13 protein-coding genes are annotated in these 22,336 nt (G+C 72.8%); 6 read left to right on the top strand and 7 right to left on the bottom strand.

All coding sequences use genetic code 11. From position 1 onward, the window contains the following. Positions 1-63: 63 nt before the first annotated feature. A complete protein-coding gene (gene hemC, locus ACFY9I_RS21115) occupies positions 64-996 on the top strand; it encodes a hydroxymethylbilane synthase (protein ID WP_391003755.1) in 933 nt (310 codons plus the stop codon). A 284-nt stretch (positions 997-1,280) separates the two neighbouring features. Next, positions 1,281-2,579 (top strand): lipopolysaccharide biosynthesis protein RfbH, encoded by a 1,299-nt coding sequence (gene rfbH / locus ACFY9I_RS21110; protein WP_391003753.1) that lies wholly within the window; start codon positions 1,281-1,283, stop codon positions 2,577-2,579. Between the two features lie 16 nt (positions 2,580-2,595). Here rfbH and ACFY9I_RS21105 read toward each other — a convergent pair whose 3' ends face one another. Next, entirely contained in the window at positions 2,596-3,126 is a 531-nt protein-coding gene (locus ACFY9I_RS21105) for a GNAT family N-acetyltransferase (RefSeq protein WP_391003751.1), read from the bottom strand. 244 nt (positions 3,127-3,370) lie between these two features. Between ACFY9I_RS21105 and ACFY9I_RS21100 the strand changes: the two genes are divergently transcribed. Then, positions 3,371-4,612, top strand: a complete 1,242-nt coding sequence (locus ACFY9I_RS21100; RefSeq protein WP_391003749.1) for an activator-dependent family glycosyltransferase — start codon at positions 3,371-3,373, stop codon at positions 4,610-4,612. A 139-nt stretch (positions 4,613-4,751) separates the two neighbouring features. On the opposite strand, the gene ACFY9I_RS21095 is transcribed toward ACFY9I_RS21100, so the two are convergent. The 5 genes from ACFY9I_RS21095 to rfbA all read right to left on the bottom strand — a co-directional run bounded on the left by ACFY9I_RS21095 (position 4,752) and on the right by rfbA (position 9,362). Then, a complete protein-coding gene (locus tag ACFY9I_RS21095; protein ID WP_391003747.1) occupies positions 4,752-5,894 on the bottom strand; it encodes an aminotransferase class V-fold PLP-dependent enzyme in 1,143 nt (380 codons plus the stop codon). Further along, on the bottom strand, positions 5,891-6,646 hold the full coding sequence (locus ACFY9I_RS21090; protein WP_391003745.1) for a methyltransferase domain-containing protein: 756 nt from the start codon (positions 6,644-6,646) through the stop codon (positions 5,891-5,893). Before ACFY9I_RS21090 ends, ACFY9I_RS21095 begins: the two co-directional genes overlap by 4 nt. 69 nt (positions 6,647-6,715) lie before the next feature. After that, positions 6,716-7,333 carry a dTDP-4-dehydrorhamnose 3,5-epimerase family protein gene (locus ACFY9I_RS21085; protein ID WP_391003743.1) on the bottom strand — a complete coding sequence of 206 codons (618 nt, stop codon included), beginning with the start codon at positions 7,331-7,333 and terminating at the stop codon, positions 6,716-6,718. Positions 7,334-7,500: 167 nt separating this feature from the next. Beyond that, positions 7,501-8,457 carry a dTDP-glucose 4,6-dehydratase gene (gene rfbB / locus ACFY9I_RS21080; RefSeq protein ID WP_391003741.1) on the bottom strand — a complete coding sequence of 319 codons (957 nt, stop codon included), beginning with the start codon at positions 8,455-8,457 and terminating at the stop codon, positions 7,501-7,503. Beyond that, positions 8,454-9,362 carry a glucose-1-phosphate thymidylyltransferase RfbA gene (gene rfbA, locus ACFY9I_RS21075; protein ID WP_391003739.1) on the bottom strand — a complete coding sequence of 303 codons (909 nt, stop codon included), beginning with the start codon at positions 9,360-9,362 and terminating at the stop codon, positions 8,454-8,456. The genes rfbB and rfbA overlap by 4 nt, the downstream gene beginning before the upstream one ends. Before the next feature lie 337 nt (positions 9,363-9,699). Here rfbA and ACFY9I_RS21070 point away from each other — a divergent pair, with 337 nt between their 5' ends. From ACFY9I_RS21070 to ACFY9I_RS21060, 3 genes are read left to right on the top strand one after another with little or no spacing between them, the layout of a single operon-like run. Next, complete coding sequence (locus tag ACFY9I_RS21070) at positions 9,700-10,890, top strand: cytochrome P450 (RefSeq protein WP_391003737.1); 1,191 nt, start codon at positions 9,700-9,702, stop codon at positions 10,888-10,890. Beyond that, complete coding sequence (locus ACFY9I_RS21065; RefSeq protein WP_391003735.1) at positions 10,884-12,290, top strand: NDP-hexose 2,3-dehydratase family protein; 1,407 nt, start codon at positions 10,884-10,886, stop codon at positions 12,288-12,290. The genes ACFY9I_RS21070 and ACFY9I_RS21065 overlap by 7 nt, the downstream gene beginning before the upstream one ends. Continuing rightward, positions 12,287-13,291 (top strand): Gfo/Idh/MocA family oxidoreductase, encoded by a 1,005-nt coding sequence (locus ACFY9I_RS21060; protein ID WP_391003733.1) that lies wholly within the window; start codon positions 12,287-12,289, stop codon positions 13,289-13,291. The genes ACFY9I_RS21065 and ACFY9I_RS21060 overlap by 4 nt, the downstream gene beginning before the upstream one ends. A gap of 174 nt (positions 13,292-13,465) precedes the next feature. On the opposite strand, the gene ACFY9I_RS21055 is transcribed toward ACFY9I_RS21060, so the two are convergent. Next, on the bottom strand, positions 13,466-22,333 hold the full coding sequence (locus tag ACFY9I_RS21055) for an SDR family NAD(P)-dependent oxidoreductase (protein WP_391004244.1): 8,868 nt from the start codon (positions 22,331-22,333) through the stop codon (positions 13,466-13,468). Positions 22,334-22,336: the final 3 nt, after the last annotated feature.

Below are 22,336 nucleotides of genomic sequence, written 5' to 3'. Positions count from 1 at the left end.
GCGCGGCGGACGTGCGCGGCGGATGTGTCATCCGGACCGTGCCGGAGGGGCTATGGTGCCTCCATGCCGCAGGACCTGATTCGTATCGTCTCCCGGGACTCGCCCATGGCTCTGGCCCAGGTGGAGCGTGTCCGTGCCGAACTCGCCGTGCTCCACCCGGGACTTCGCACCGAAGTGGTTCCGGTGAAGACGACCGGCGACAAGTGGATGGGCGACCTCTCCAAGGTCGAGGGCAAGGGCGCGTTCACCAAGGAGGTCGACGCCGCGCTCATCGCGGGCGAGGCGGATCTGGCCGTCCACTGCGTCAAGGACATTCCGGCGGACCGGCCCCTCCCGGCGGGCACCAAGTTCGCGGCGTTCCTCAAGCGCGACGACATCCGTGACGCCCTGGTGGACCCCGCCGGGCGCACCCTGGACGAGCTGCCCGCGGGCACCCGGATCGGCACCTCCTCCGTACGCCGCACCGCTCAACTCGCGGCGTCCCACCCGCACCTGGACTGTGTCCCGTTCCGGGGCAACGCCAACCGGCGGCTGGAGAAGCTCGCCGCCGGCGAGGCGGACGCGCTGCTGCTGGCGGTCTCCGGGCTGGAGCGGATCGGGCGTGCGGAGGTGATCAGCGAGGTCCTGTCCGTCGACACGATGATGCCGCCGATCGGCGCGGGGGTCCTGGCGCTCCAGTGCCGGGAGGACGACGCCGAGACGGTCGAGACGGTCAGCGGCCTCGGCGATCCGGACACCCATCGCGAGACGCTCGCCGAGCGCATGTTCCTGCACGTCCTCCAGGGCCACTGCAACAGCCCCATCGCCGGCTTCGCCCGTACCGACCGGAGTGGCGAACTCTCCCTGCGTGCCTGCGTGTTCACCCCGGACGGCAAAACCGTCCTCAACGCCCACGAGTGGGCCGGCCGCCTGGACCCGACGACCCTCGGCACCTCCGTCGCGGTCGCCCTGCTCCGCCAGGGCGCTCGGGACCTCATCGACGGCATCCCCCACTGACCGTCGCCCGGGCCTGCTCACGTCCGCGGCGGACCTCCGGACCAGGACACTAGGGGGATGCCTCCCACGGCCCCCGATCATCCGCCTCGACCCCCCTAACCAGCAGGTCCGGGCTTGTGCCCGGCGTCGGCCGGTCCCTAGCGTTCCCTCGGCACGAAACGGCGTCCCGATCTCCGGAGTCGGCTGTGAGCGCGTGGTCCGTCCCGGCCCCGGACGACGCGCTGCGGGATGCAGTCGCGGCCGGCTCCGCGACCGAAGACCGACGCCGTGGGAGGCGATGAGCGATGAGCGACGCCAAGGCCCGCATCCTGGAAGAGGTACGTGCGTACCACGGCACGGACGAGCGGGAGTTCGTACCCGGGCAGACAGGTGTGTGGCCCTCCGGAGCGGTCTTCGACGCGGAGGACCGCGTCGCCCTGGTGGAAGCCGCGCTGGACATGCGGATCGCCGCCGGAGTCAGTTCCCGGCGCTTCGAGCGCGAGTTCGCGAGGTTCTTCGGGCTCCGCAAGGCACATCTGACCAACTCCGGCTCCTCGGCCAACCTGCTGGCGCTGTCGGCGTTCACCTCACCGCAGTTGGAGGACCGGCGGCTGAGGCCCGGCGACGAGGTGATCACCGTGGCCGCCGGGTTCCCCACCACCGTCAACCCCATCATCCAGAACGGGTTGGTGCCGGTGTTCGTGGATGTGGAACTCGGCACCTACAACACCACGCCCGAGCTGATCGCCGAGGCCATCGGCCCCCGCACCAGGGCCGTCATGATCGCCCACGCGCTCGGCAACCCGTTCGCCGTGGAGGAGGTCGCCCGGCTCGCGGAGGAGCGGGAACTCTTCCTGATCGAGGACAACTGCGACGCGGTCGGCTCGACCTACCGCGGGCGGCTGACCGGAACCTTCGGTGACGTGGCGACCACCAGCTTCTACCCCGCCCATCACATCGCCATGGGCGAGGGCGGTTGTGTGCTGTCGGACGATCTGGTGCTGGCCCGGATCGTCGAGTCGATGCGCGACTGGGGGCGGGACTGCTGGTGCGAACCGGGAGAGGACAACCGCTGTTTCAAGCGGTTCGAGTACCAGATGGGGACCCTGCCGAAGGGGTACGACCACAAGTACATCTTCTCGCACGTGGGATACAACCTGAAGAGCACCGACCTCCAGGCGGCGCTGGGGCTGAGCCAACTGCGCAAGCTGCCGGACTTCGGAGCGGCACGACGCGCCAACTGGCGGCAGCTCTATGAGGCACTGGACGGCGTGCCCGGACTGATCCTGCCGAGGGCGACCGAGGACAGCGATCCCAGCTGGTTCGGTTTCGCCCTCACGGTCGCCCCCGACGCGCGGTTCACACGGGAGGGCCTGGTGTCCTTCCTGGAGAGCCGCCGGATCGGCACCCGGCGCTTCTTCGCCGGGAATCTCACCCGTCACCCCGCCTACCTGGACAGCCCGCACCGGATCAGCGGCTCGCTGGCCAACAGCGACCTCATCGCCGAGCACACCTTCTGGGTCGGGGTGTATCCGGGGCTCACGGAGCGGATGGTCGGCTATCTCGCCGAGTCCGTCCGCGACTACGTGGTGAAGAACTCCTGAGAACCGGTCAGCCCGGTCAGCCGACCCGCAGAGCCAGCACCTGTCCCGGCCAGGTGCCGGAGAGGAAGCCTTCGGTGGGGGTGAAGCCGTTGCGCTCGTAGAACGCGACGAGTCGGCCTCCCTCGCCGGCCCAGCAGTCGACCCGCAGCAGACGTACGCCGGCCCGTCGGGTCTCCTCCGCGGCGTGGGCGAGCAGCGCGGCGCCGATGCCTCGGCCGGCGTGGCGTCGGTCGGTCACCAGCAGCCGGACGTACCGCTCGGGTTCCCCGGCCGGCGGGATCGGCATCTGCGGGCTGGGGCCGGAGTCCAGCACGAGGGCCCCTACGGGTGTGCCGTCCGACTCAGCGATGTACGGCGTGTTCTCGGTCGTGTACCGCTCGACGCGCGCCGGCCCGTCGGGGCGCCGCGAGTACGGGATTGTGCCCCACTGCTCGGTGTTCCCGCGCGCGTTCATCCAGGCCACGGCAGCGTCGAGCATGCCGAGAACGGCCGGGGCGTCGGCGGGGCCACCGGGTCTGACGCTTATGCCATGGGGGATATCGGTCACGGGGAAAGCCTAGTGCCGGGGCCTTCCCTGCCCCGGCGGCGGGGTGCCGGCCGGCACGTGCCGTCCCGTCGACGCGGGTGCGGCACCCCTGGTCCGTGGACGCGGTAGGTAGGGGGACCGCGTCCTCGGTCCCCAGAACGGTGGGGCGAGCGCGATAGGGGTTGGCTTGCGGGCCGGGGGCGGAGCAGCCTTGCCCGGACGGGCCGTCGCCCCCTTCGTCCGCAGAACGGAAGGATTCCGTCCCATGCGCGTGCTCTTCGCGACCCACGCCGAGAGAACACACTTCTACAGCATGGTCCCGCTCGCCTGGGCCCTGCGTACCGCCGGGCACGAGGTGTACGTGGCGTCGCAGCCCGCCCTGGTGGAGGACATCACGCGGGCGGGGCTGACGGCCGTACCGGTCGGTGAGGACCACACGTTCCTGCGACAGTTGGAGGAGGCCGGCGGTCAGGCCGACTTCTCGGGCGGGTTCGGGCAGGACGGCAGCGTCGAGTCGCCGGAGACCTGGGAGGGACAGGGGCTGTTGTACCGCGCGTTCATCGACTTCTACATGCGCGGCGTCAACAACGACACCTTCGTGCACGGGCTGGTCGACTTCGCCCGCCGCTTCCGGCCCGACCTGGTCGTCTGGGAGCCCTACACCTTCGCCGGCCCGGTCGCCGCGCGTGCCGTGGGCGCGGCCCACGCGCGGCTGGTGTTCAGCCCGGATCTGCTGCAGCAGATGAGGCGGACCTTCCTGCGGCTGCGCGACGGGGCACCCGAGGAGCAGCGCACGGATCCGCTGGAGCCCTGGCTCGGACCGCTGCTGGAGCGGTTCGGCGGCGGCGCGTTCGGGGAGGACGTCGCCGTGGGGCAGTGGACGATCGACACGGTTCCGGCCGAGGCGAGGTTCCCGCTGGATGTGCGCCGGGTCCCGATGCGGTACGTGCCGTACGGCGGGCCCGCCACGGTGCCGGCCTGGCTGCACGAGCCGCCCACCCGGCCCAGGGTGTGCCTGACCGGGGGGACGACCCTGCGCGAGCAGGCCGGACACGACGGCTTTCCCATCGGCGACCTGGGAATGTTCGACGGCCTGGACATCGAGCTGGTCGCCACCCTGAGGCAGCTTCCGGGCCGGGAGGAGCGGGTGCCGGCCAACACCCGGCTCGTGGACTTCGTACCGCTGCCGGCGCTCCTGCCCAGCTGCCGCGCGATCATCCACTACGGCGGCGGCGGAACGTGGAACACCGCCCTGGGCGCGGGTGTACCGCAGCTTTTGATCGCGAACACGTGGTACGCCCTCCACAAGGGCAGGCATCTGGAGGGGGTCGGCGCGGGCCTGTACGTGTCCGAGCGGGCAGAGTTGCGGGCGTCGCTGGAGCGGCTGCTGGACGATCCGTCGTTCGGCGAGTCCGCCCGCCGGCTGAGGGACGAGCGGATCACGACGCAGCCGACGCCGGCCGAAGTGGTGACGACTCTGGAGAAGCTGACGGCGGATCACCGCTGACGGGTCCTTGACGGATCCCGGGTGGATCCCTGACGGATCCCTGATGGGTTCCAGACGGCGTCCAGGCAGGCTCCAGGCAGGTTCCTGCCGTGTCCGGTCGTCGGGCGACGACCGGACACGGCCGTGTGGTCCCGTGGGCCTAGCCCGCGCGTGTCTCCATGGCCTTGCGGAGCGCCGCCGCCACCGTCCTCGCGTCCGCGTCGTCCAGTCCGGTGTGGAGCGGGAGACACAGGGTGCGCTCCGCGGCCTCGTCGGAGCGTGGCAGCGACCGGTCGGTGGCCCCGTAGACGGGGACCTTGTGCAACGGGGGGTAGCGGAACGTCGTGTAGACGCCGGCCGCGTACAGGTCGCTCGCGACCTCGTCCCGTATGCCGGGTTCCATCTGCACCCAGTAGAAGTAGAAGGTGGAGTGGTGTCCTTCGGGCAGGGGCGGTGGCAGCAGGAGGCCCGGTACGTCGGCGAGTTCACGGTCGTAGATCTCGACGATCTCCCTGCGGCGGTCCACGAACCCGGGCAGGCGGCGCAGTTGCACCGTGCCGATGGCCGCTGTCAGGTCGTTGCCCACGATGCGCCGGCCCACCTCGGGGACGTCCAGCTCCCACCAGCGGGAGGAAGCCGCCCCCGCCTGGCCGAAGCCGCTCGGCCGGGCGAGTCCGTGGTAGGCGAGCCGTCGGGCGCGGGCGGCCTGCTCGGGGTCGCGGACGTAGAGCATGCCGCCGTCGCCGCAGACGAGGACCTTCATGGCGTCGAAGCTCCACACGGCCAGGTCGCCGAAGGTGCCGGCCGCCCTGCCGTCGATGTGGGACGCGACGGCGCAGGCGGCGTCCTCGATGAGGGCGATGCCGCGCTCGCGGCAGCGGTCGGCGATGGCCGCGACGTCTCCCGGGTGGCCTCCGTAGTGCAGCACCATGACGGCCCTGGTGCGGGAGGTGAGCACACGGTCGATGTCGTCCACGGTGGGGTTCAGGGTGCGGGGGTCGATGTCGCAGAAGACCGGACGGGCGCCGCGGGCGGCGACGGCGTTCGCGGCGGCGACGAAGCTGACGGAGGGCAGGACGACCTCGTCGCCCTCGCCGAGCCCGAGCAGTTCCGTGGTGAGGAACAGACCGGCCGTGGCGCAGTTGACGAAGACGAGCCGGTCGGGTTCGACGCCGAGGTGTTCGGCGAACTTCGCCTCGAACGCCTCGGTCCGGGGCCCGTGGCCGATCCAGTTGCTGTCGAACACCTCGGCGACGGCCGCGAGTTCCTCCTCGCCCAGCTTGGGCTGGAACACCTGGATCACGACGCCTCCCGAGGACGGACGCCGACGAAGAGTCCGCGGCCGTTGGGGCCGCCCTCCAGATACTCCACGGCGAGACCGGCTGCCCGGAACGCGGTTTCGTACGCGTCCCGGGGGAAGAGCGAGAGGATCTCCCGAGAACCGAACTCCCTGATGCCGCCGGTGGTTTCGGCCACGGTGTACCGGACGGTCATGCTCGTGGCGTCGCCGTCCCGGACGGAGTGGGAGAGTCTGCTGACGACTCGTCCCTCCTCCTCGGCGACTGCTCCCGAGACGAAGCCGTCCAGGAACCTCTCCGGGAACCACCAGGGTTCGAGGACGAGCACTCCGCCGGGTTGGAGGTGGTGGGCCATGCGCCGCACGGCCCGGCCCAGTTCGTCGGTGTTCGCCATGTAGGCGATCGAGAAGCACAGGCAGGTGATCGCGGCGTAGGCACGGTCCAGTTCGAAGGTGCGCATGTCACCGAGGTGGATCGTGGTGCCGGGGAGCCGTCGTCGCGCTATGCGGCGCATGCCGTCGGAGAGTTCCACCCCCGCGACGTGCCGGAAGCGGGCACGGAAGGCCTCCAGGTGTTTGCCGGTGCCGCAGGCCACGTCGAGAAGGGAGTCGGCTTGCGGGTTCCGCGCGGTGACCAGGGCGGCGATGTCGTCCGCCTCGGCGGCCCAGTCCCTGCCGCGGGAGGTGTGGATGAGGTCGTAGATGTCGGCGTGTTCGTCGCTGTAGGCCATGACCGGTCGGGGGGTGGCGGAGGTCAAGGGGTGTCCTTTCCTGACGTGGCGGGCGGCCTTTCCTGGCGTGGCGACGGCCCCCGCGGGGGCCGTCGGTCAGGGGTGGCGGGCCGTGTGGCCGAGTTGTCGCTGGAGTTCGACGCAGTCCTGATAGCGGGGCAGGAGGCCGAGGGCGTGGGCCTCGGCGACGGTGAGGGCCTCCCGGTCCCGGGCGGAGACGACGAGGTCGTCCGCCTCGCCGAGGGGCAGACCGAGGGCGGGGTCCAGTGCCGACACGGCGTACTCGTGGTCGCTGACGTACTCGCCCGAGTGCATGTAGCACATGGCGGTGCCGTCCCGCAGGGCGAGGAAGGCGTGCCCCACACCCAGCGGGAAGTAGACGGCGGTCGGGCTGTCGGCGTCGAGCACGACCGTGTCCCAGGCCATGAAGGTGGGCGACCCCACACGGAGGTCCACCACGATGTCCAGGGCCCTGCCGTGGGCGCAGTAGACGTACTTCGTCGTACCGGGCGGGGTGCGGGTGTAGTGCACGCCCCTCAGCACGTCGCGCCGTGAGGTGCTGCAACTCGCCTGCCGCGTCTCGGGGAACCGGTGGCCGACGGCGGCGGTGAAGACGGACTCCAGGAACGGGGCGGTGAACGTGCCCCGCTCGTCGGGGAACGCGTCGGGTACGAACGCGAAGGCGCCCAGTACCCCGAGTGCGCGGTATTGCATGGAAGCCCTCCGTGGGAACACTCCGCGAGCGGCGGCGGACGGGTGGGTGGTGCGGGGCGAGACGGGGCGAGGCGAGGCGAGGCGAGGCGGGGCGGGGCGGGGCGGGGCGGGGCGGGGCGGGGCGGGGCGGGGCGTCGGACGGTCCGCCGTGCGGGGCGGTGGTCTCCTCAGCAGTCCCACCAGCGCCTGTGGCGGCGGTACCACTCCACGGTGCGCGCGAGGCCGGTCTCGAAGTCGGTCTGCGGCGCGTAGCCGCATTCGGCGCGTACCTTGTCGTCGCGGATCGCGTAGCGCAGGTCGTGGCCCTTGCGGTCGGGCACCTGACGCACGGCGCTCCAGTCGCGTCCGCAGGCGGCCAGCAGGAGGCCGGTGAGTTCGCGGTTGGTCAGCTCGGTGCCGCCGCCGATGTTGTAGATCTCGCCGGGCCGTCCGTGGAGCCGGACGGCATCCACACCTCGGCAGTGGTCGTCGACGTGCAGCCAGTCGCGTACGTTGCGCCCGTCTCCGTACAGCGGTACCTCACGGCCGGTGAGCAGCCGGGTCACGAACAGGGGGACGACCTTCTCGGGATACTGCCGGGGGCCGTAGTTGTTGCTGCAGCGGGTGACCCGGACGTCGAGGCCGTGGGTGCGGTGGCAGGACAGTGCCAGGAGGTCGGAGGCGGCCTTGGAGGCCGCGTAGGGCGAGTTGGGGTCCAGGGGGTCGCTCTCGGACCGCGCGCCGGTCTCGACGGAGCCGTACACCTCGTCGGTGGAGACGTGCACGAAACGGTCGATTCCTTGGCGCAGCGCCTGGTCCAGCAGCGTCTGGGTGCCGGCGACGTTGGTACGGACGAACGCGTGGGCGTCGGCGATGGACCGGTCCACATGGGACTCGGCGGCGAAGTGCACCACCTGGTCCACCCCGGTCATGGCCTCGGCGACGGTGTCGGGGTCGCAGATGTCGCCGTGCACGAGGGTCAGCCTCGGGTCGGTGAGGTCGAGGTTGTCCGGCCGGCCGGCGTAGGTGAGCTTGTCGAGCACCGTCACCCGGGAGACGTCGAGGGCGTCCGGGGCGCCGTTCAACAGCATCCGGGCGTAGGTGGAGCCGATGAAGCCGGCGCCACCCGTGACCAGGAGGTTCACAGTTCCTCCGGGAAGATCGGGGGCCAGGGGTCGGGGGTGTGGGCGAGGGCCTGCTCCATCACGTACCGGCCGTACGGGGACTGGCGCATCCCGGCGCCCAGCCGGTAGCAGTCGTCCGCCCCGATGAAGCCCATGTACATGGCGACCTCCTCGACACAGCCGATCCGTACGCCCTGGCGGCGCTGGATGTCGCGGACGAACTGGGCTGCCTCCAGCAGGGTTTCGTGGGTGCCGGTGTCGAGCCAGGTGACTCCCCGGCCCAGCCGGACGAGATCGGCCCGGTCCCGTTCCATGTAGGCGCGCAGCACGTCGGTGATCTCCAACTCGCCCCGGGCGGAGGGGGTCAGGCCCTTGGCGATGTCCACCACCTCGTCGTCCAGGAAGTACAGGCCGGGGACGGCCAGTGGAGACCGGGGGCGGGCGGGTTTCTCCTCGATGGACACGAGCCGGCCCCGGGCGTCGACCTCGGCGACGCCGTAGCGTTCCGGGTCGGCGACCTGGTGGCCGAAGAGGACGCAGCCGCGCAGCCGTTTCGCGCTCCGGCGCAGCAGGGCCGGCAGGTCCGCGCCGTGGAACAGGTTGTCGCCCAGGATCAGGGCGCACTCGCCGCCGGTGATGTGGTCGGCGCCGACGAGCAGGGCGTCGGCGATGCCGCGCGGCTCGTCCTGGACTGCGTAGTCGATGGTCATGCCCAGATGGCGGCCGTCGCCCAGCAGGACGCGGAAGAGTTCGAGTTCCGCGGGGCGGGTGACGACGAGGACCTCTCGGATGCCGGTGAGCATGAGGATGGACAGCGGGTAATAGATCATCGGCTTGTCGTAGACCGGCACGAGCTGTTTGGATCCGACGGCCGTCAGAGGCATGAGCCGCGTTCCGTTACCGCCCGCGAGGACAATCCCTTTCATGGCGCTCCGCGCACCGGTCGGGAAATCAAATCGGTCACTCCCTTTTGAGAACGGACACGCTCCGTGGAGGCGCGAGGGGCGTACGAGTACGGGTGTACGAGCAGTAAGGGAACACTCAAGGGAATGTTCTCCACTCCTGGGCGAGCAAGGGAAGAGCCCAAGGGCTTCAGCGCCCCTTAAATGCGCGGACTCCCCCCTTACCCACACCCCTATTTCAGAGTTTTCGCCCGGGTCGGCACCCCTACAAATGCGCTGGAACCGATCCCGGCCGGTCCGCAGCGTATAGCCTCGCTCGCATTCACTGCGCCCGCTTTCGCATATGACAGGAAGTCAGGCAATGGACGTGGCTGACAATATCCACCGGTTCCCGATGGACAAGCCCGTGGGCTTCGAATACCCACCCTGCTACCGCGAGATCCAGGAAAAGGAGCCGCTGGCCCGTATCCAGATGGCGTACGGAATGGAGGCGCGGCTGATCACGCGCCACGCGGACGTCAAGACCGTGCTGTCCGACCCCCGGTTCAGCCGGGCGGCGACGGTGGGCGCGGACGTTCCCCGGCCGACGCCGGTACTGCTGCACGACACGTCGATCCTGAGTCTGGATCCTCCGGAGCACAGCCGGCTGCGGAAGCTGGTCGCGCAGGCGTTCACGATGCGTGGTGTGGAGGCCATGCGGCCTCGGGTGGAGAAGGCCGTGGCCGCGCTGCTCGACGCCATGGAGGAGCAGGGGCCGCCCGCCGATCTGGTGACCGCGCTGGCCCGGCCGCTCCCCCTCACCGTCATCTGCGACATGCTCGGTGTGCCCGACGACCGGAGCGACACCTTCCGGGGCCTCGCGCACACCATGTTCACCGGCACCGAGCAGGCCGAGGTGGAGACGGCGGTCGGCGAGATGGTGGCCCTGGTCTCCTCGCTGGTCGCGGAGCGCCGTCGAAGTCCTTCGGACGATCTGCTCGGCCGGCTGGTCCTGGCCCGGGACAACGACGACCGGCTCAGCGAGGAGGAACTCGTCAGCCTCGCCCTCGCCCTGCTGGTGGGCGGCTTCGAGAACACCGCGCACGAGATCGCCAACTTCGCGGCGCTGGTGCTGCGCAGTCCCGAACACCTCGCGGAGCTGCGTGCCGCGCCCGGTCTCGTGCCGTCGGCCGTCGAGGAGATGCTGCGGTTCGCACCGCTGTCGACCACCGGCGGGTTCGTGCGCATCGCCGTCGAGGACGTCCAGCTCAGCACCGGTGTGATCCGCGAGGGCGAGGCCGTGGTGATCGACACACAGGCCGCCAACCTCGACCCGGCCGTCTTCGACCGCCCCACCGAGTTGGACTTCCACCGCTCCCCGAACCCGCATCTCATCTTCGGCCACGGCGCGCACCGCTGCATCGGCGCCGAACTGGCCCGCGTGGAACTCCAGGTCGCCCTGGGGTCCCTGCTGCAGCGCTTCCCCCGGCTGGCGCTCGCGATCCCGCCGGAGGACATCCCGTTCGCCGAGGGTGTCCTGCGCGGCCCCGCCTGCCTGCCCGTCACATGGTGAACGGGACGCGCACAGGCGGGCACGGGACACGCTCGGGTGGAAACGAGCCTTGTACCGGCGGTGACGGACCCCGCGCAGGCGCGAACGGGCCCCGTACGTCGGCGAACAGGGCCGGTACGGACGCGGGTTTCGACGCGTGGTTCGCGGAGCGCGCCCGGGTCAACGAGCAGCGGGTGGAGACGATTCCGTTCTCGGCGCTGTCGGGGTGGGACTTCGACCCGGCCACGGGCGATCTGCGGCACCACACCGGTCGGTTCTTCAGTGTGCGGGGACTTCACGTCCGGCCCGCCGGGCCCGGTGGCCCGCCCGGATGGTCGCAACCCATCATCGACCAGCCGGAGATAGGCGTCCTCGGCATCCTCGCCAGGACGTTCGACGGTGTGCGGCACTTCCTGCTGCAGGCGAAGGCGGAACCCGGAAACATCAACGGGGTGCAGTTGTCCCCGACGGTGCAGGCGACCCGCAGCAACTACACCCGGGTGCACCGGGGCGGGTCCGTCAGGTACCTGGAGCACTTCACCGACCGCCGGGGCCGGGTGCTCGTCGACGTCCTGCAGTCCGAGCAGGGTTCCTGGTTCCTGCGCAAGCGGAACCGCAACATGGTCGTCGAGGTCGACGACGACCCACCGGTCCACGACGACTTCCGCTGGTTCACCCTCGACGAGATCAGAGCCCTGCTCCACCGCGACAACCTCGTCAACATGGACGCCCGTACGGTCCTGTCCTGCCTGCCTCCGGAGCACCCGGCCGACGAGCACGGCGCACTGCACTCGCTGACGGAGGTGACCGGCTGGTTCACCGAGGCCAAGACGCGGTGCGAGATGACGGCCGAGGTCGTCCCGCTCACCGGGATCACCGGCTGGCGCCGGACACCGACGGAGATCGCGTCCGAGGACGGTGGGCGCTTCCGCGTCATCGCGGTGGACGTCACCGCACCGCACCGCGAGGTTCCCGCGTGGACCCAGCCGATGCTGGCGCCCTGCGCCCAGGGGCTGGCGGCGCTGCTGTACCGCACGATCGGCGGCGTCCCGCACTTCCTGGTCCAGGCACAGGCGCAGGAAGGCTGCCTGGACAAACTGGAGATCGGACCGACCGTGACCCGCGTCCCCGGCGAACACGGCGGTCTGCCCGCGGACATGCGGTCGCCCTTTCGCGACGTGCTCGACTCCCTCTCCCCCGACCGGATCCGCTACGACCGTGTCCAGTCGGAGGAGGGCGGCCGGTTCTTCGCGGCGGAGACCCGGTACGTGATCGCCGAGTTGGACGAGGACTTCCCCACGGAGGTCCCGTCCCGGTTCTGCTGGGCCACGCCGGGTCAGCTCAAGGAGCTGCTGCGCCACAGCCACTACGTCAACATCGAGGCGCGGACCCTCGTGGCCTGTGCGGAGGCTCTGGCATGAGCGACCCGGCCGGGAAGGGCCCGGAGCGAACGGTCCGGGTCGGCGTCCTCGGCTGCGCGGACATCGCCTGGCGGCGGGTGCTGCCCGCGATCGTCGCAGAGCCCAGGATGCGGCTGGTGGCCGTGGCCGGGCGGGACCCGGCGAAGGCCCGGCGGTTCACCGACCGCTTCGGCGGTGAACCGGTGAAGGGCTACGAGCGGCTGCTCGACCGCACAGACCTGGACGCCGTCTACATCCCCCTGCCCACCGGACTGCACGCGCCGTGGGCCGTCAGGGCGCTGCGCTCCGGCCTGCACGTGCTGGTGGAGAAGCCCCTGGCGACCAGTCGCGCCGAGGCCGTCGACATGCTCGACACCGCCCGCGCGGCCGGCCTGACGCTGATGGAGAACCTCATGTTCCTCCATCACCGTCAGCACGAGGAGGTGCGGCGGCTCGTCATGGCGGGCGAGATCGGCGAACCCCGCTCCTTCAGCGGTGCGTTCGGGATTCCCCCGCTGCCCTCCGGCGATGTCCGCCACCGCGCCGACCTCGGCGGGGGCGCCCTGCTGGACGTGGGCGTGTATCCGCTGCGGGCGGCACGGCTGTTGCTCGGCCCGGACCTCGACCCGGTCGGCGCGGTGTCGCGGGTCAGCCCGATGCTGGGCGTGGATGTGGCGGGCCATGTGCTGCTGACCACCCCGGGCGGCGTGACGGCCGAGCTGTCGTTCGGATTCGAGCACGCCTACCGCTGTTCGTACGCGCTGTGGGGCAGTACCGGCCGGATCGTCCTCGACCGGGCCTTCACCCCTCCGCCGACGCTGCGACCGGTGCTGCGCCTGGAGAAGCAGGACCACGTCCAGGAGTTCACCCTTCCCGCCGACGACCAGTACGCGGCCGTCGTACGGAGCTTCGCGGCGGCCGTGCTGGACGGTGTGCCGCCTCGGGACCGGGACGAGGACCTGCTCGGGATGAGCGATCTGGTGGACCGGGTGCGGGCGTGTGCCCGGGAGATCCGCCGGTAGACCTGACGCACCGCAGGGGCCCGGGAGAAGAACTCTCCCGGGCCCCTGCGGCGTTCGCCCGTCGTGGTCGACCTGACTGTCGTGGTCGGCCGCCCGTCGTGGTCGGCCTGACTGTCGCGGTCGATCGGCCGCGGCAGTCGATCGGTCGCGGCGGGCGTTTCCGCGCGGCTCGCTTCAACCTCCGTTGGCGGTCAGCCAGTCGTGCACGGTGCGCGCGGTGACGTCCGCGTGTATCTCGATCATGGAGTGGTGGTCGCCGGGGACGTCCACCACGTCCAGGGGGACGGGCCACGTCGACTGCCACTCGTCGGGGCGTTCACGCGGATGGTCCGGGTCGACGGCGATCGGTTCGCTGGCGCGCACCAGGAGCGCCGGTGTGCTGATCGGGCGCGGTCGCCAGGTCTCGAAGAGGGCGAAGTACGACGCCATCGCGGTGAGCCGGAGGCCGGTCATCCGGCCGAACTCCGCCTCGCGTTCGAGAGAACGGGATTCCATGGCGTGGACGATGTAGTCGGTCTGCGGGGTCCCGGCCACATAGGTGTCCAGCATCACCACGCCTGCCGCCGGGCTGCCGAGTTCTTCGAGGCGGGTGGCCACCGCGTACGCGAGCGAGCCTCCGGAGGACCGGCCGGCGAGGGCGAACGGGGCGCCGTCCAGGGCGCGGGCGATGGTGCGGGCCGCGTGTTCGACGGCCGCCTCCACGCTGCCCGCGACGAGTTCGTCGGCGACGAAGCCCGGCATCATCAGCGAGTGGGTGTCCCGCAGGCCGCGCAGTGGCCGGGCCAGGGCGACGAACTCCTGGTCGCTGGCCCACACGGAGGTGGACGGCAGGCCCACGAGGGCCGGGTGGCGGCCGCCGTCGCCGAGCCTGACCAGCGCCGGTGCCTTGCCGACCGCGTCGGCCGAGGCGAAGGCGGGGCGCAGTCCGGCGGAGGTCATCAGGACCTTGCCGGCCTGGTCGTAGCGGCCGGCGGTGACGGCATGGCGGTAGAGGGCCTCGACGGCGTGCGAGACGGTCGTGGTCGGGTCGGCGGGCGCGGGGGCGGCCGGAGAGGCTGCCTGCTCCGATCCCGTCGCCGTGGTGGTGAGCTGCCGGTCGAGGGCCGCGGCGAGGTCCCCGGGGGTGGGGTGGTCGAACACCAGGGTGGGTTGGAGCCGCAGGCCGGTGGTGGCGGCGAGGCGGTTGCGGAGTTCGACGGAGGTGAGGGAGTCGAATCCCAGCTCGCCGAAGGCCCGGTCGGGGGCGATGCCGTCGGTGCCGCCGTGGCCGAGGACGCGTGCGGCCTCCGCGCACACCAGGTCCAGCAGTGCGGTAGCCCGGGCGGCCGGGTCGAGTGCGGCGAGGGCGCCGGCGTCCGCGCGGTCGTCGCGGCGGGGGGCGGTGCGGTGGGGGACGGTGCCGCGCACCAGGGCGCGCAGGACGGCCGGGATCCGTTCCGTCGGATAGGGGGCTGTGCCGGGGGTGAGGCGGATCGGGACGAGCAGGGCCTCGTCCGGTGTCGCCAGGGCCCGGTCGAGGGCGGCCAGGCCGCTTTCGGCGGTGAACGGCCGGAGCCCGCTGCCCCGCAGGCGGGCCCGGTCGGCGGCGTCGAGTGCGTCGGCCATGCCTCCGGTGCCCTGCCAAGGACCCCAGGCCAGCGACAGGCCGGGCAGACCCAGCGCACGGCGGTGCAGGGCGAGGGCGTCGAGGAACGTGTTGGCGGCGGCGTAGTTGGCCTGGCCGGGGCTGCCGAGCACGCCGGCGGCCGAGGAGAACAGCACGAACGCGGTGAGGTCGAGGCCCGCGGTCAGTTCGTGCAGGTGCCATGCCGCGTCCGCCTTGGGGCGGAGCACGGCGGAGAGCCGCTCGGCGCCGAGACCGCCGACCGGACCGTCGTCGACGACGCCCGCGAGGTGGACGACACCGGTGAGGGGCCGTCCGGTGGGGATCCCGGCCAGCAGTTGGGCGAGCGCGTCCCGGTCACCCACGTCGCACGTGGCGAAGGTGAGCTTCGCCCCGGCCTCCGTGAGGTCGGCGGCCAGCTCGTCCGCGCCGGGCGCCGCCGGTCCACGCCGACCGACCAGCAGGAGGTGCCGGACGCCGTACCGGCGCACGAGGTGACGGGCCATGAGGGCACCCAGGGCCCCGGTGCCCCCGGTGACGAGGACGGTGCCGTGGGGAGTGAAGGGGTCCGACGGGGTGGGGGGCGGTGTGTCGGGGGCGGCTTGGTGCGGTGCGGCGGCGTCGTGTTCGGCCGCCCCGGACACGGCTGGGTCGCGCTCGGCGGTCGTCGTCGCGCCGGCCGGCGAGGCGCCCGCGGTCACGGCCGGGGCCCGGTGGTCCGTCGGCAGCGGCATCAGGCGCGGTACGTGGGCTGTGCCGTGGCGGAGGGCCAGTTGGGGTTCGGTCGTGGTCAGGGCGTGGGGCAGGGCCGCCAGGGATGTGTTCTCGTCGTCGAGGTCGACGAGGACCAGACGGGACGGGTGTTCCGCCTGGGCGGCACGGACGAGGCCCCATACGGCCGCGGGCCCGGGGAGGGGGCCCGAGTCGTCCGGGCCGGCCGTGACGGCGCCGTGGGTGACGAGGATCAGCCGGGTGTCGGTCAGTCGTTCGTCGGCGAGCCAGGGGCGCAGGACGTCGAGTGTGTGCCGGGTCGCCGTGTGGGCGTCGGCGGCCGTGTCACCGAGTCCCGGCGGGTCGCAGAAGACGAACACGCAGGCGGGTGCGGGGACGCCGGTGTCGATCGTCCCGGTGAGGGCGTCACGGTCGAGGTACGGGACGACGTCCTGGCCGATCGCGGTGGCCATGCGCGGGCGCAGCTCCCGTGGGTCGAGGCCGAGCATGCCCCATCCGCCCGTCGGGCGTGCGGCGGTGGTGGGGAGCGGCACGATCGGCCACTCCAGCCGGTACAGGGGCTCGGTACGTGGCCCGTCGGTGCGGGCCGGTACGGCGGCGGGTGCCCGCAGTGTCAGGGCGTCGACGTCCAGGACGGGCAGCCCGTCGGGGGTGGTGGCCCGTACGGAGACCGCGCCGTCGTCCCTGGGCGTGAGCCGGACGTGGAGTTCGGCCGCCCCGGTCGCGTGCAGCCGGACGCCCGACCAGGCGAAGGGCAGGCCCGCGGGGACGGCCGTGCCGCCGGGGCGGTCCGCGCCCAGGATGCCGAGGGCCAGCGGCTGGAGGGCGGCGTCGAGCAGCGCGGGGTGGAGGGCGTGTCCGTCGCCGCTGTCGCCGTCCGTCTCGTGGGGCTCGTGGTGCTCGGGGCCGTCGGGGAGGGCGACCCGGGCGTGGAGTTCGCCGTCCGCCTGCCAGAGTTCGGTGAGGCCCTGGAAGGTGGGGCCGTAGTCGAGGCCGGCTTCGGCGGTCGTGGCGTAGAAGTCGTCGAGAGGGACGCGCCGGGCGCGGGGCGGCGGCCAGGTGGCGGGGTCCGCGCCGGGGGTCGTGGGCGGGGCGGGGGCGAGGACGCCGGTGGCGTGGCGGGTCCAGGGCTCCTCGGGGTTGTCGTCGGGCCGGGCGTGGAGGGTGAAGGGGCGCCGTCCGTCGGTGTCCTCGGCGTCGACGGACAACTGGACGGCTACACCCGCTCCGTCCGGCAGGGGCAGCGGGGCGTGGATGACGAGTTCGTCGAGCCGGTCGCGGCCGACGTGCCCGCCGGCGTGCAGGGCCAGGTCCACCAGGGCGGTGCCGGGCAGCACCGGTGTGCCACCGAGCGCGTGTTCCGCGAGCCAGGGCTGGTCGGTGCGGTCGAGCCGGCCGGTGAGGAGCAGCCCGCCGGAGCCGGGCAGTGCGGTGACGGCCCCGAGCAGCGGGTGGCCCGCCGTGGTCAGGCCGACGGACGGCGCCGTGCTGCCGCCGCCGGCACCGCCGCCGAGGACGCGCAGCCAGAACCGCTGGTGCTGGAAGGCGTAGGTGGGCAGGGGGACGGTGTGGGCGCCGCTGCCCGCGAAGTACGCCCGCCAGTCGACGGCCGTGCCCTGGACGGCGAGCCGGGTGAGGGCGGTGAGGAGCGCGTCGCCCTCGTCGCGGTCACCGCCGCGCAGGGTGGCCAGGCAGGTCACGGCGTCCCGGGTGTGGTCGGCGGCGGTTCCGGCGGCCATAGCGGTCAGGGCGCCGCCGGGGCCGACCTCCAGGAAGGTGCGGATGCCCCGGTCGAGCAGGGTGCGCACCCCGTCGGCGAAGCGGACGGTGTCCCGGACGTGGCGTACCCAGTAGGCGGGGGCGCAGAGGTCTCGGGCGGCGGCGGGGGCGCCGGTGACGTTGGAGATGACGGGCAGGACCGGCTCGTGGAACTCGACCCGGGCGAGGACGGCGGCGAAGTCCGCGAGCACGGGCTCCATCAGCGGGGAATGGAAGGCGTGGCTGACGGCGAGCATCCGGGTGCGGTGACCGCGCCCGACGAACTCGGCCGCGGCGTCCAGGACGGCGTTCTCCGGGCCGGAGACGACCACCGAGGCGGGCCCGTTGACGGCGGCGATGCCGACGCTGCGGTCCGTGTGGGCGGCGAGCACGGCCACCACCTCGGTCTCGTCGGCCTCGACCGCGAGCATGGTGCCGCCGGGTGGCAGCGCCTGCATGAGCCGGCCGCGGGCGGCGACCACGCGGCACGCGTCGGGCAGTGACCAGACCCCCGCGATGTGGGCGGCGACGAGTTCACCGACGGAGTGGCCGATCAGCGCGTCCGGGCGGACACCCCAGCTCTCCAGGAGCCGGTACAGCGCCGTCTCCACTGCGAAGAGGGCCGGCTGGGTGTACTCGGTCCGGTCCAGTTCCGCACGCCGCCGCGGGTCCGTGGTGAGGACGACCTCGCGCAGCGGGCGGTCGAGCAGGGGGTCGAAGGCGGCGCAGACCTCGTCGAAGGCCGTGGCGAAGACGGGGTGCCGCTCGTACAGGTCGCGGCCCATGCCCGCCCGTTGGGAGCCCTGGCCGGGGAGGACGACGGCGAGCGGGGCCTCCCGCGCGGTCGCCCGGATCACTTCGGCGTCCGACGGGGTGCCGTCGGCGAGCGACCGGAGTCCGTCGAGCAGCGCGGGCAGCGTGTCGGCGACGACGGCCGCACGGTGGGTGAGGGCGCTACGGGTGGTGGCCAGCGAGCAGGCGATGTCGAGCGGTGCGGCGTCGGGCCGTTCGGCCAGGTCGGCGAGGAGGCGTGCGGCCTGGTCACGCAGGGCGGCCCCGGTGTGTCCGGAGACGAGCCAGGGGACGAGGGCGTGTGTGGGCGGGGGCGGCGTCGCAGGTGCCCTTTCCGCAGGAGGCGTCGCCGTGCCACGTGCCTCTTCGGTGGGCGGGGGCGGCGTCGCAGGTGCCCTTTCCGCAGGAGGCGTCGCCGTGCCACGTGCCTCGTCGGTGGGCGGGGTCGCCGTGTCGGATTCCGCCTGCGTGGGCGGCCCGTCAGCGGCCCGGTCCACGGGAGGCACCTCCAGCTCCTCGGCCTCGGCTAGCGAGTGGCCGCCCGTGTCAGCGGCCGAGGGCGCCTCGTCCGGGGCCTGTTCGAGGATCAGGTGGGCGTTGGTGCCGCTGATGCCGAAGGAGGAGACGGCGGCCCGGCGGGGGCGGTCCGTCTCCGGCCAGGGCCGGTTGTCGGTCAGGAGGCGTACCGTGCCGGCGGACCAGTCGACCTGGCGGGTCGGCTCGTCCACGTGCAGGGTGCGGGGCAGGAGGCCTTCGCGCAGGGCCAGGACCGTCTTGATGACGCCGGCGACGCCCGCGGCGTACTGGGTGTGCCCGATGTTCGACTTGACGGAGCCCAGCCACAGGGGCCGGTCGGCGTCCCGGTCACGGCCGTAGGCGGCGAGCAGGGCCTGGGCCTCGATGGGGTCGCCGAGGCGGGTGCCGGTGCCGTGCGCCTCGACCGCGTCGATGTCGGCGGGGGCCAGGCCCGCTCCGGCCAGGGCCGCCTGGATGACGCGTTGCTGGGAGGGGCCGTTGGGCGCGGTCAGGCCGTTGGAGGCGCCGTCCTGGTTCACCGCCGAGCCGCGCACGAGGCCCAGGACGCGGTGGCCGTTGCGTCGCGCGTCCGACAGGCGTTCCAGTACGACGATGCCGACGCCCTCGCCCCAGCCGGTGCCGTCGGCGGAGTCCGCGAAGGCCTTGCACCGGCCGTCGGGGGCGAGTCCGCCCTGGTTGGCGAACTCGGCGAAGGCCCCGGGGGTGGCCATCACGGTGACGCCGCCCGCGAGCGCGAGGTCGCACTCCCCCGCCCTGAGCGCCTGGCCCGCCAGGTGCAGTGCGACGAGGGAGGACGAGCAGGCGGTGTCGACGGTGACCGCCGGGCCCTCCAGGCCGAGGGTGTAGGAGACACGGCCCGACATGACGCTGCCGGACGAGCTGGTGAGGGCGTAACCGCTCGCCAGTGAGGGGGAGTTCATGAGCAGGGCGCCGTACTCCTGGGGTGTGCCGCCGACGAACACGCCGGTCCGGCTGCCGCGCAGAGACAGCGGGTCGATGCCGGTGTGCTCGATCGCCTCCCAGGAGGTCTCCAGGAGCAGCCGCTGCTGCGGGTCCATGGACAGGGCCTCGCGCGGGGAGATACCGAAGAACTCGGCGTCGAAGTCGCCCGCGTCATAGAGGAAGGCGCCCTGTCCGGCGAGGGTGGTCTGCCGGCCGGGGTCGTAGAGGGACAGGGCGTCCCAGCCCCGGTCGGTCGGGAAGTCCGCCATCTCGTCGCGGCCCTCGGTGACGAGCCGCCACAGGTCCTCGGGGCCCCGGACGCCACCGGGGTAGCGGCAGGCCATGCCGACGACGGCGAGCGGGTCGTCGTCCGGTGCCCGTCGCAGGGGTGGTGCGGTGGCCGCCGCCTCGGCTGTGCCGAGGAGTTCCTCGCTCAGGCGGGCGGCGAGGGCGGTGGGCGTGGGGTGGTCGAAGACGAGGGTGGCGGGCAGGCGCAGGCCGGTGGCCGTGTTGAGCCGGTTGCGGAGCTCGGTCGCGGTGAGCGAGTCGAAGCCGAGGTCCTTGAACGGGCGGTGGGCGGCGACCTCCGCCGCGTCGGGGTGCCCCAGCACCGCGGCGGCCCGCGAGCGCACCAACTCCAGGAGTGTGGCGCGCTGTTCGGGCTCGCTGAGCGCGGCGAGGGTGCCCCGCAGCCGTCCGGCGGCCGTGCCGTCCTCGCCCGTGCGGTCGGTGCCGGGCCGGTCGCCGCGCAGGGCGCGGGCGGCTTCGGGGATCTCCTCGATCAGCGGACGGCGGCGTGCGAGCGCGTAGACGGGGGCGAACCGTTCCCAGTCCATGTCGCTGACCGTCAGCGTGGTCTCCCCCTGCTCCACCGCCTCCCACAGGACGTCGATGGCCCACTCGGGCCGCATCTGCCGGACGCCCATGCGGTCCAGTTGGTCGGCGAGCGCCGGGAAACCCTCCAGCATGCCGCCGTCGGCCCAGCCGCCCCAGGCCAGTGAGGTCGCCGTCAGTCCGCGGGCCCGCCGCTCATGGGCGAGCCCGTCGAGATACGCGTTGGCCGCCGCGTACGTACCGTTGCCCGCACTGCCCCACACGGCCGCGCCCGAGGAGAACAGCACGAACGCGTCCAGGTCCAGACCGGCGGTCAACTCGTCCAGGTTCCGCGCTCCCCGCGCCTTGGCCGCCGTACCGTCCGTGAACTCCCGCTGCTCGACGTCGAGCAGCGGGCCGTAGCTGGTGGAGCTGGCGGTGTGCAGGACGGCGGTGAGCGGCCACCGCTCCGGCACCCCTTGCAACACGGCCGCCAGGGCGTCGCGGTCGGCCACGTCGCAGGCCGCGAACGTCACCGCCGCGCCCAGGGCGCGCAGTTCCTCCGCGAGCGTTTCGGCCCCCGGTGCCGCCGCCCCCCTGCGGCTGAGCAGCAGCAGGTGCTCAGCGCCCTCGGCCGCCAGTCGGCGGGCGAGGTGGGCGGCGATCCCGCCGGTGCCGCCTGTGATCAGTACGGTGCCACGCGGCTTCCACGGCCGGACGGGGCCCCGGTCGGTGAGCGGGGCCCGCACCAGGCGCCGCCCGTAGACGGCCGGTCCGCGGATCGCGAGCTGGTCCTCGTCCGTGGCGGCCCCCGACAGCAGGGCGGCCAGCAGGGTGGAGGTGCTCTCGGTCCAGGTCCGGGGCAGATCGATCAGCCCGCCCCACCGGTCCGGGTGTTCCAGACCCATCACCTGGCCGAGCCCCCACACCTGCACGGCCCGGCCGTGGACGGCGTCGCCGGTGGCCACGGCGGCACCGCCGCATGTCAGCCACCACAGGGGCGCCCGTACGCCCGCGGTGTGCAGGTGCCGTGCGAGCGCGAGGCCGTCGTCGGCCGAGTCCAGCAGGGATACGACACCCGTGTAGTCGCCGTCGACACCGGCGGCCGTCGCCTCGCGGACCTCGACCTCGGCCCCGCCGGTCCGCAGTGCCTCGGCGACCTCTCCCCCGTCGCCGCCGGGTACGACCAGCAGCCAGCGGCCCGACAGCGGAGAGGCGGCGGTCGGGTTGATCCGCCGCCACACCACCCGGTAGCGCCAGCCGTCGACGAGCCGGCCGGCCGGGGACCCGGTGGGGGCGGGTGCCTCCGTCCAGAAACGCTGGTGCTGAAAGGCGTACGTGGGCAGGTCGACGGTCCGGGCTCCCGTTCCGGCGAAGCAGGCCCGCCAGTCGACCGGGGCTCCGCGCACATACGCCTCGGCCAGCGACAGCAGCAGCCGCTTGGTACCGCCCTCGGTGCGACGGAGCGTCCCCGTGACGGCCACCTGGCGTTCGGCGGCCTCCGCCGTGTCCTGCACCGCTCCCGTCAGGACGGCGTGCGGGCTCACCTCCACGAACAGCCCGTGCCCCTGCTCCAGCAAGGCCCGCGTCGCCTGCTCGAACAGCACCGGCTGCCGCAGGTTCCGGAACCAGTACGCGCCGTCCAGCCCGGCCGTGTCGATACGGCCACCGGTGACACACGAGTGGAACGCCACGCGGGAGGCCGTCGGCGTCACCGGGCCGAGCAGGTCCGCCAGCTCCTCCCGGATCTCGTCCACCTGGGCCGAGTGGGAGGCGTAGTCGACGTCGATACGCCGGGCGCGCGCTCCCCGCGCCTCCGCCTCGGCGACGACCTGGTCCAGACCGTCCGGAGTACCGGCGACCACGAC

Source organism: Streptomyces sp. NPDC012510, from assembly GCF_042955065.1.
GTDB lineage: Bacteria > Actinomycetota > Actinomycetes > Streptomycetales > Streptomycetaceae > Streptomyces.
This window is presented reverse-complemented; position numbering and strand designations above follow the sequence as displayed.